Genomic DNA, 4,299 nt, shown 5'->3' with positions numbered 1-4,299 from the left:
GAGCAATAGTATTGATTATCTTGTTCTTGAATATCAGTTTTCATAATATTGTTGTTGTTAGTTAAAGAATTTGTTTTAAAATCTTCAAATAAATTTTCTAATAAATCTTGATTTTGATTAATTAAACTAAATAGCATTTTTATCACTCCTTTTTTCTTCTTTCTAACTTAAAAAATGAAAAAACGATTTTCTATAATTTGTTCATTTGAACTTAAAGCGATTTTAGATGAAAATATAAATCTTTACTATCTTTTTTGATAATCTGTTATATTTATTTTTTTTTATAATATGTATAAAACATTTAATCCTTTAAGCTCAATTTTATTTTAACAAAAATTTTTGGCACTGTCAATACATTATTGCTATTTTTTTTACAAACTAATAAATAAATTTTAGGGTAAAATAATAATGAAGGGTGTTTTACATTTGAAATAAATCCCAAAAGAAAAAAAATACTTTTATTTATATTTTATTTAACATCGCTCATAATTAGAAAAGAGTTTTATGAAAAGAATTAATTTTTATCGTAAATTTATCTTATTTTTTAACATATCTATTCTTTTTTGGCTAAGTTTTATTCAATTACAAAATTACTCTTATACTAGTCAATTTATGAATAATTCCTTATATTTTGATAAACTACATGAAAATAACCAAACTAAAACTATTAAACAAACTATTAAAGCTTTGGAACAAGAAAAAGACATTTTAAAAGAAAACATTAAAAAAGATATTAAGGAAGAACAAATTAAAAATACTAATCAAATACAAACCAACAAAGACCAAATTTGGCAAATACATACAAATGATAAAACTGCTTTGGGAATTATTTTTTATAGTTTCAAAATCACAAACAATAATGACAATGAAAATGAAAAAACACCATCAATTAACAATTCAGAACAAAAAATATATTTTGCTCTTACTCCTAAAAATATCATACAACAAAACAACATTATAAAATTATCAAATCCCCAAGGATAAGAATGGGGCACTATTCAAAATCAAGTATTAACTCAATATAATATTTTTACTCCCTTATTAAAAGATTTTGATATTATCACTTTTAAATCTCACAAACAATATATAATTACTCCTTTACAAAGACAAAAAAAATATCACCAAGGACAACCAATTCATTCTTTTTCTACAACTATACCACAAGCAATTGCCTTTCAACAAAGTCATATAAGTGAAGATATTGAAGTTAAAAATGAATTAGATGAAATATTTATTGCTATTTCTAGTCGTTGTAATTCCAACAATAAACAAACTATGTTTTGGACTGAAAAAGGCAATTTAATTGGTTTTTTAATAACTCCTGAAATAAAAAAAGAAAAAGGAATTAAATATATTAAAGCGATTCCTTCCATAAATTTTAATAAACCTATAATAAATGACGAACCTCCAATAATAAAACTTATCAATGCAATTATCAACCCCAATAATATAAATAATATAGTAGATAAAGATACAGAAACAAAGACAAAGACAAAGGAAAAAGAACCGCCCAACAACCAAATACTAAAAGACATCAATTTAATTACTTTATTTATCGATACTGGTTATAGCCTAGGAACAGGAATAATTGTTTACAAAGAACAAATAAATAACCACACCATATATTATGCACTAACTAATCGTCATGTAATTGAAAGTTTTTATCATACATCAAATCACCAAAAACAAATAACAATCAAAAACAATCAAGGATTAAACAAGCAAGCAAAACTATATGCTTTTATTAATAACAATCGTGAATACGACGATATAGCTATCATAACTTTTACTATTCCTAACTCCGATACTACTAAAAAACTAGATGAAGTTCTTGCCAAATACATTAATTTTGATAAAGATATACAAATACCTATCCATCAAGGAGAACAAGTTTGGGTATTAGGTTGCCAAAAAGGCTTACAAACTAACCAATTCCAAAAACCAACAAAACTAAAATGGAAACAATGGTATTTTGACCTAATGCCTCACCAAAGACCTCAATTTAGACAAAATTTATTTAAAACAGGAGTTATTGCTTTTCTCAATGAAAAAGAAATTAACTCTGATATGACGCTAGATTCAGGCAATAGCGGAGGACCTCTTTTTAATGCTGAAGGAAAATTAATAGGCATAAATAGGAGTTATCATAAAATTTTGCGTATTTCTCAATCAATTAACATTAACTACATCAAACAACAATTCTATACTTTACTCAAATCCAAAAAAGAAAACATAGCAAATAACAACCCAAATAATATTGCATTCCAAACGACTAACACTAATACAAATCATATTGAAAACGAACTTAACATCTTACAAAATGAAAAACTAAACGAACAAAAACCCCACATCCAAACCAACATCTTTTTAGAAGACCTCCATACTTATATAAAAGAACAGCCCGAAAAAAAAATAATTTTTCAAAATAAAGACAACCAAGAAACTCTACTTACAATAAATTGTCATGGTTTAGAAACAATACAATTAGTTAATTTTGATACTCACAAATACAAGCAATTAGAAATTAGTTTAGCAAACACTAATCAATTTAGTATCTCTTTACAAATTCAAATTTTTGATTATAACAATAAAAAAAGTTATGAAGAAACAATTCAAATCCCTAAAATTGACATAGATAAAATGTTTTTATCATTTACTAAACAAACTTTTTCTTATAACAACATTTTAGAAAACCAAAAAAAGATTTTAGAAACTAATATCAAATTGGCAAAAACCACCTTCCAAAGCCCCACAAAACCAAATACTTTTTATAATCTTTTTGATAACAAAGAACAAATAATTAAAGAAGATATGTTAAAAACTATAGTTTTATGCCAAGATTATTACAATTCCCAAAATATCAACTTAGGAGTTATTATTGACAAAAAAACTGTAAATAATTCCGATAATACTTTTATATATACCGTCATTTTACAAAAAAATAGAACAAACCTAGACACTTCTTATCTCTTAGATGCTTTCCAAAATATTTGTAATGAAAACGTTAAAATAACTATCCAAACACCTTTTGGCTTACAAGATGAAAAAGGAAAATACAAAACCATAGCCACCCACAATAATCCTTTTAGCTACATAACTTTTGAATCTAGAACAAATTATCCTGTTTGTACTTTTGTTCCTGATAAAAAACTTTTATTAGGAGAAAAAATATATTTAATTAGTAATCATAATAACATCTCTGATAAAGCTTTAGCGCCTCATATTTTTCAAAGCCATTTAGCATTACTAGATAACCCAAACAGCCAAGCAATTACAATAGATAGTACTTTTTTAGAAAATTATTTTAACTTAGAAGAAAGCCTTTATTATAATAATTGGTTTGCCTTTGATTCTCAAGGAAATATAATTAATATTTGCTCTCAACAAGATATTTATCATCTACACAAAAGTCAATTTCCTTTTATTACATTTCCCAAAAATAATATTTTTCCAAATAAAATACTAAACATTACTAATGCCAAAATAGCAATATTTTTAATATGGACTTTTATTTGCATTATAGTTTTTGTAATAATAGATATCAAAAGTTTTAAAGATAAATACAGTATTGTATATAAATTACAATGTTTTTGTAATAATAGATATCAAAAGTTTTAAAGATAAATACAGTATTGTATATAAATTACAATGTTTTTTGTCTTTTTAGAACTAAATAAACAAAAAAGAGACTTAAAAAGTCTCTTTTTATCTTAATATCTTGTTTTTAGTATATTGATTTATTTTCCCACACTTCAACTTAACTTAAATTAGCATCTTTCAATAAAGTTTTAGTATATTGATGTTGAGGAAAGACAAAAATATCTTTAACATTTGCCATTTCTACTACATTACCATGATACATTACAGCACATCTATCACAAAAATACTTAACTATGGATAAATCATGAGAAATAAAGACAATAGTAAGTTTTAATTTTTCTTTCAATTCATTTAAAAGATTAAGAATTTGTGCCTGAATGGAAACATCCAAAGCAGAAACAGGTTCATCAGCAATAATTAAAGTAGGTTTTACAATTAAGGCTCTAGCAATTACAATTCTTTGTTTTTGTCCTCCTGAAAATTCATGAGGATAACGCGCCAAATCACTTTCTTGCAATCCTACTAATTTAATCATTTCCAAAACTTGTACTTTTCTTTGATTTTTATCTTTAATTCCTTGACAAATCAAACCTTTGAGGTGTGCCAAAAGTTTAGACACTTTTTACTTTTTAAAAACTCTTTAAGGCTAACTATTAAGTTAGTCTTTTTTTGTTTCAAGACTGAAAAATAATTTCATAT

At 24.7% G+C, this 4,299-nt stretch carries 3 protein-coding genes; 2 read left to right on the top strand and 1 reads right to left on the bottom strand.

All coding sequences use genetic code 11. From position 1 onward, the window contains the following. Positions 1-612 precede the first annotated feature (612 nt). A complete protein-coding gene (locus tag OL66_RS04375; RefSeq protein WP_238568810.1) occupies positions 613-984 on the top strand; it encodes a hypothetical protein in 372 nt (123 codons plus the stop codon). A 291-nt stretch (positions 985-1,275) separates the two neighbouring features. Beyond that, a complete protein-coding gene (locus tag OL66_RS02850; protein ID WP_238568809.1) occupies positions 1,276-3,618 on the top strand; it encodes a S1 family peptidase in 2,343 nt (780 codons plus the stop codon). A gap of 139 nt (positions 3,619-3,757) precedes the next feature. Here the strand turns inward: OL66_RS02850 and OL66_RS02845 are convergent, their stop codons facing one another. After that, positions 3,758-4,207: an ATP-binding cassette domain-containing protein gene (locus OL66_RS02845; protein ID WP_238568808.1), complete on the bottom strand. Its 450-nt coding sequence runs from the start codon at positions 4,205-4,207 to the stop codon at positions 3,758-3,760. Positions 4,208-4,299: the final 92 nt, after the last annotated feature.

It is taken from the genome of Chrysanthemum yellows phytoplasma (genome assembly GCF_000803325.1).
Lineage (GTDB): Bacteria > Bacillota_I > Bacilli_A > Acholeplasmatales > Acholeplasmataceae > Phytoplasma > Phytoplasma asteris.
The sequence above is the reverse complement of the archived record's forward strand: the minus strand, read 5'-3'. Positions and strand labels throughout refer to the sequence as shown.